This window comes from Citrobacter sp. TBCS-15 (assembly GCF_005280815.1).
Lineage (GTDB): Bacteria > Pseudomonadota > Gammaproteobacteria > Enterobacterales > Enterobacteriaceae > Citrobacter > Citrobacter werkmanii.
The window spans coordinates 1-229 of record NZ_SZWK01000085.1 but is presented as its reverse complement, the minus strand read 5'-3'; the positions used below and the strand labels follow the sequence as shown (position 1 = coordinate 229).

Here is a 229-nt window from a genome sequence, read left to right as displayed (position 1 = left end):
AATAACCAATAGTGCTGAAATTAAAGTAACTGAAAACGAGGACGGATCGAAATCGTTTCAAGGTATTGGGTCAGAAGTTGGGGTAGAGAATCTTAACGGTATTGTCTTGACACCTAACTGTATCGAGTTTGCTAGAGAACGATATCCATTGCTATATGAACATGGTTCAGGATCTAGTGAAGTCATTGGGGACGCGAAAGTTTATTATGACTTAGCTTCTAATAAATAC

The 229-nt window shown here is 38.0% G+C and carries 1 protein-coding gene; it reads left to right on the top strand.

What is annotated here, in order from left to right; genetic code table 11:
• Nucleotides 1-229, top strand: a 229-nt coding sequence (locus FDW96_RS25195; RefSeq protein WP_212732860.1) for a hypothetical protein, incomplete at both ends; no start/stop codon positions are given.